Origin of the sequence: Albidovulum sp. (genome assembly GCF_049646345.1) — a bacterium.
Lineage (GTDB): Bacteria > Pseudomonadota > Alphaproteobacteria > Rhodobacterales > Rhodobacteraceae > Albidovulum.
The window spans coordinates 1-5,553 of record NZ_JBARVQ010000768.1; the positions used below are offsets into that span (position 1 = coordinate 1).

Genomic DNA, 5,553 nt, shown 5'->3' on the forward strand with positions numbered 1-5,553 from the left:
TCCATGTCCATTCCGACGCCGAGCCGATCGACAACCATACCTGCCATTGCAATGTCTGCAAATCCGTGACCGGTCAGCAGACAACCCATGTCGCTTTCTTCAACCATGGCGATCTGAAGGTGGACCACCCGGACAAGATGAACCGTCAGCCCTTCAACAAGGACAACCCGAACGGGCCGCTGGAATTGTGCACTTGCGCCGATTGCGGTGCGGCGCTGATGCTGGATGACAAGCAGTCGCGGATCCGGGTCGCGGTGCCGAATGTGATGGGTTATGGCGCGGGCTTTCCCGATGCCAGTTATCACGCATTCTGGGACGAATCTAAGGGCTATGCCAAGCCGAGCGATGGCCGCCCCGTCCATGAAGGGCTGCGCCCCGATTTCGTCTGGCCGCAAGGCGCCTGAGGCGTTTGCCAGCCATCACCGAGGCAGTAAGCCCGGCACCGCCAGGTCTGATGACCGGGCGGTGCCGGTTGATCGTTCAGAGGGCCAACCCCCTTGCGGAACGTCAGTTCTTTTCCGATAAGAGGGCGGAACCTGAGGGAGTATGTCCATGCGCGCGCGTATCTATCAACCGGCCCGCAATGCCATGCAATCCGGCACCGCAAAGACGCGGGCCTGGATCCTCGAATTTGCGCCTGCCGAGGCACGCGAAGTTGATCCCCTGATGGGCTGGACCGGTTCCGGCGACACTCAGGCGCAGGTGCGGCTGAGGTTCGACAGCCGCGAAGCGGCCGAGGATTACGCGAAGTCCAGCGGGATCGATTACGTTGTGGCCGAGCCGCACAAGCGCAAGCCGAACATCCGCCCGCGCGGTTATGGCGAAAATTTCGCGACAGATCGCAAAGGTGCCTGGACGCATTGATCGGTGTAAATCCTGCTCGGGTTTGCGACGAGATTTACATTTTGTGGGCTGTCGGAGTGGCGCGCCCATGTCTGCGCAAATCGTGTGACGGGCAGACTTCCCCTTTCCCCAGACGGATTTATCCCGCGGGCTCAGTGCCGGGTATGCCAGGAGCGGTGTAGCGGGTGAGCACGGCGATGCGGATCTGGATTTCTGCGACTTGCCGGTCGAAGTCCCTCGCCATCCCCGCCAGATCATGCTTGACTTAGGGTGAGAACAAAATAGGTACATGCCTCAGCGACAAGCAGGAGTGCATCATGGAAACCAATATCACTTCGAAGGATTTCGATTTTGAGTTTGGAGCGTGGAATGTGCGCCACCGACGTCTGAGAGAGCGGCTTGCCGGCTGTCAGGAGTGGGAGGAATTCGACGGCACGTCGGTGACGCGGTCGGTGCTTGGCGGGAATGGGAACGTCGAGGACAACCTGATTCAGTTTCCAGGCGGATCGTACCGCGCCATTGCAATCCGCTCGTTTAATCCGACACGTGGCACTTGGGCGATCTGGTGGCTGTCCACAATGACCCCGCACCAACTGGATGTACCGGTCGTCGGGCGTTTTGAAAACGGCACCGGGACGTTCCAAGCGCACGATACGCTCAATGATCGGCCAATAATCGTAAGGTTTTTGTGGCTGGAAACCCGATCTGCCGCGCCGCGCTGGGAACAGGCCATGTCAGATGACGGCGGCCAGAGTTGGGAGACAAACTGGACGATGGAGTTCCGCCGCGCCTGAAAGGCGGGGGACAAAATCGGCCAGACAGGTATCCTCTATGATCGCAAAGTCCCGTGCACATGCTGTGGATTTCCGGCACGCTGCGGCGTATGACGGGGCTGGATTTCAGACGGGACAGGCATATGGCAGTCGGCATTTTCGATTCGGGTCTTGGCGGACTGACAGTCTATGACGCCCTGGCAAAGGCCCTGCCCGACGTGCCCTTCGTCTATCTTGGCGACAATGCCCATGCGCCCTACGGCGTGCGCGATGCTGACGATATCTACACCCTGACCTGCGCGGGCGCAGAGCGGATTTGGGCGGAAGGCTGTGATCTGGTGATTCTCGCCTGCAACACCGCCTCGGCTGCGGCCCTCCGGCGGATGCAGGAAAAGTGGATACCGCAGGACAAGCGCGTTCTCGGCGTATTCGTGCCGTTGATCGAGGCGCTGACAGAACGGCAATGGGGCGACAACTCGCCCCCGCGCGAGGTCGCGGTCAAGCATGTAGCGCTCTTCGCGACCCCCGCCACCGTCGCCTCCCGTGCCTTCCAGCGCGAACTGGCCTTCCGCGCCATCGGCGTCGATGTCGAAACTCAACCCTGCGGCGGCGTGGTCGATGCGATCGAGGACGGCGATGAGATTCTGGCCGAAGCGCTGGTGCGGTCGCATGTCGAGGCGCTGAAACGGCGAATGCCGAAACCGCAGGCCGCGATACTTGGCTGCACCCATTACCCGTTGATGGAGAAGGTCTTTCAGGAGGCGCTTGGCCCTGATGTCACCGTCTATTCGCAGGCCAATCTGGTGGCTGAAAGCCTGAAGGACTACCTTCACCGCCGCCCGGAATTCCTCGGGACGGGCAAAGAGGCGAAGTTTCTGACCACCGGCGATCCGGCGCGTGTCTCGAACAAGGCCACGCAGTTCCTGCGCCGCAGAATCGCGTTTCAGGCCGCCTGACGGCGCCGGGGAGCAGACGCAGGATCACGGACACGACAAAATTGCTGCAACGAGCCCTATGCGGCCATTGACCCAGTCGCAACGCGAGCCGGGCGGGCGACTGCCCGTGGGGTGGCGCAGCGACCTGTATTCGGGGTGCTTTATGGCCGCAAAACCCCTCCACCCTCATGCGATGCGCGCGGCCGCAGGCGCCGGGCGGAAGTGGGCTTGTTTCGATGTCCGCAACGTCCCGATCATGGTCATCTGCGACCCCGCCATAGGCAAGGATCCGGCGGGGGGCTGAACGGGGCCCCCCGCTGCTCTGATCCCGTCAGCCGATGATCGCGTTCAGCGTCGCACTCGGCCGCATCACGGCGGCGAGTTTGGCCGGGTCGGCGTGGTAGTAGCCGCCGGTATCGGCCGGTTTGCCCTGTGCTGCCGCCAGCTCGCCCACGATCTTCGCCTCACCCTCGGCCAACGCATTGGCCACTGGCGCGAATTCGGCGGCAATATCCGCATCGCCCGACTGCGCGGCCAAAGCCTCGGCCCAGTAGCGGGCGAACCAGTAATGGCTGTCGCGGTTGTCGGGCTGGCCGACCTTGCGGCCGGGGCTGCGATCATTGTCGAGAATGCCCTGCGTTGCGGCATCAACCGCATCGCCCAGCACCTTAGCGCGCGCATTTCCCTTGGTTTCGGCCAGGAAGCGAAAGCTTTCGCCGAGTGCACAAAACTCACCAAGCGAATCCCAGCGCAGGTGGTTTTCCTCCTGCAACTGCTGGACATGCTTCGGGGCAGAGCCGCCCGCACCGGTCTCGAAAAGCCCGCCGCCCTGCATCAGCTTGACGATCGACAACATCTTGGCGCTGGTTGCCAGTTCAAGGATCGGGAAAAGGTCGGTCAGGTAGTCGCGCAGCACGTTGCCGGTGATGGCGATGGTGTTCTCGCCTTTGGTGATCGTCTCAAGGCTGGCAATCGTCGCCTCGCGCGGGGCCAGGATCTCGAACTTGTCGGCCACGCCTTTCGCCTCAAGGATCGGCTGAACCATCCTGATCAGCTCTGCGTCATGGGCGCGGGTCGCATCCAGCCAGAAGATCGCGCGGAAGCCGGTCAGGCGTTGCCTGTCGATGGCAAGGTTCACCCAATCCTCGATCGGCGCCTTGCGGGCCGAGGCAGAGCGCCAGATGTCGCCGGTTTCCACTTTGTGCGAATGCAGGACGGTGCCGTCCTCCAGCACCATCTTGACGGTGCCATCCGCCGGGATCTCGAACGTCGTCGGGTGCGAGCCGTATTCCTCGGCTTTCTGCGCCATCAGGCCGATATTCTGCACGGTGCCGGCGGTGGCCGGGTTCAGCTTGCCATTTGTCTTGAAGAACGCGATGGCCGCATCATAGACCGGCGCATAGGAATTGTCGGGGATGACGCAAACACAGTCGGCCTCGTTCCCGTCCGGGCCCCAGCCCTTGCCGCCCGCGCGGATCAGGGCGGGCATCGAGGCGTCGATGATCACGTCCGAGGGGACATGCAGGTTGGTGATGCCCTTGTCGGAATTGACCATATACATCGGTGGGCGCTGCGCGGTGACCGTATCGATGGCCGCCATGATCTCTGCATCATCCTTGACGCGGTCAAGAAGGTCGCCGAGGCCGGAATTCGGGTTTACGCCAAGCGACTCCATCCGGTCGCCGAATTTCTCGAACACCGGTGCGAGCCATGCTTTCACGGCATGGCCGAAGATGATCGGGTCCGAGACCTTCATCATCGTCGCCTTCATATGCAGCGAGAATAGGACGCCCTCGGCCCTGGTCTTTTCGATCTCGGCGGCAAGGAAGGCGTCGAGCGCCTTGGCCGACATGAAGGTCGCGTCGACGACTGTTCCTGCGGGGTATGTGACGCCGGCCTTCAGCACGGTTTCACCGCCCGCCGCCTCAAGCACGATCTTCGCGGTCGCGGCCTTGGCCAGTGTCGCCGATCTCTCATTCGAACGGAAATCATCGCCCGCCATCGCCGCGACGCGGGTTTTGCTGTCCTTCGCCCAGTCGCCCATCCGGTGCGGGTTGGCCTGCGCGTAATTCTTCACCGCCGTCGCCGCGCGGCGGTCGGAATTGCCTTCGCGCAGAACCGGGTTCACCGCCGAACCCTTGATCGCGTCGTATTTCGCGCGGGTGGCCTGTTCCGCGTCGGTTTCGGGGTCTTCGGGATAGTCGGGCAGCGCATATCCCTGCGCCTGCAATTCCTTGATTGCGGCGACAAGCTGGGGGACCGAGGCCGAGATGTTCGGCAGCTTGATCACGTTGGCCTCGGGCGTCTTCACCAGGTCGCCCAGCTCCGCGAGGTCGTCGGCGATGCGTTGGTCGGCGCTCAGCGCCTCGGGGAAGGTCGCGAGGATCCGGCCCGCAAGCGAGATATCCTTGGTTCCGACCGTGATCCCGGCGGCGGAGGCGAATTTGCGGATGATCGGCAAAAGCGAAGCACTGGCCAGTTCCGGCGCTTCGTCGACCTTGGTGTAGATGATGTCGGGATTGGCGGTGTTACCCATGGGCTTGCCCTCTCGCTTGCCTGACTCGTTGCCGGTGACATAGCGGAAATCACTGGCAGGGGAAAGATGGTATGCGACGGTATACCAAAAATACTTACCGTACAGGGCCGGGCAAAAACCGCCCGGCCCCGGTGGTCAATGGCCCTTGTGATCGGGGGCCGTGATCGTCAAACCGACCGCCGGGCGGCCCAGCTTTGCGTTCGGATTGGCCGGGTCGGGCAGTTCCGACCAGGACACTTCGCCATCGGCACATGTCTGGGTTACGACGAAGTGAAGGGTGGAACCGGCAGCAAGCGCCGGGTCAACGGTGCCGCGAAAGCCGAATTCATCGAACCAGTCGTCTGGCAGCGAACCGGTCCAGATGATTTCGGTCACGCCTTCGCTGACCGGTTTGCCATGGTTCATGTAGGTCCTGGCATAGGGGGCTTTGACCGTCTCAAGCGTCCAGTCCGCCTTTGGCATCGGC

The 5,553-nt window shown here is 62.4% G+C and carries 6 protein-coding genes and 1 pseudogene; 4 read left to right on the forward strand and 3 right to left on the reverse strand.

The features are described 5' to 3' along the window. The coding region (locus WBB85_RS20210) for a GFA family protein (protein WP_432640385.1) at window positions 1-404 on the forward strand (404 nt) is incomplete at its 5' end. Between the two features lie 148 nt (window positions 405-552). After that, window positions 553-864 (forward strand): ETC complex I subunit, encoded by a 312-nt coding sequence (locus WBB85_RS20215; protein WP_432640386.1) that lies wholly within the window; start codon window positions 553-555, stop codon window positions 862-864. Window positions 865-982: 118 nt separating this feature from the next. Here WBB85_RS20215 and WBB85_RS20220 read toward each other — a convergent pair. Next, a pseudogene (locus WBB85_RS20220) lies at window positions 983-1,087 on the reverse strand (IS5/IS1182 family transposase); the annotation flags it as partial. Between the two features lie 73 nt (window positions 1,088-1,160). Between WBB85_RS20220 and WBB85_RS20225 the strand changes: the two are divergent. Both WBB85_RS20225 and WBB85_RS20230 read left to right on the forward strand, forming a co-directional pair. Continuing rightward, window positions 1,161-1,637 (forward strand): DUF1579 domain-containing protein, encoded by a 477-nt coding sequence (locus WBB85_RS20225; protein ID WP_432640387.1) that lies wholly within the window; start codon window positions 1,161-1,163, stop codon window positions 1,635-1,637. A 122-nt stretch (window positions 1,638-1,759) separates the two neighbouring features. Further along, window positions 1,760-2,572 (forward strand): glutamate racemase, encoded by an 813-nt coding sequence (locus tag WBB85_RS20230; protein WP_432640388.1) that lies wholly within the window; start codon window positions 1,760-1,762, stop codon window positions 2,570-2,572. A 310-nt stretch (window positions 2,573-2,882) separates the two neighbouring features. Here WBB85_RS20230 and WBB85_RS20235 read toward each other — a convergent pair whose 3' ends face one another. Together WBB85_RS20235 and WBB85_RS20240 are read right to left on the reverse strand one after the other, a co-directional pair. Then, a complete protein-coding gene (locus WBB85_RS20235) occupies window positions 2,883-5,087 on the reverse strand; it encodes an NADP-dependent isocitrate dehydrogenase (protein WP_432640389.1) in 2,205 nt (734 codons plus the stop codon). A gap of 135 nt (window positions 5,088-5,222) precedes the next feature. Next, a partial coding sequence (locus WBB85_RS20240) for a DUF1775 domain-containing protein (RefSeq protein ID WP_432640390.1) occupies window positions 5,223-5,553 on the reverse strand: 331 nt, incomplete at its 5' end.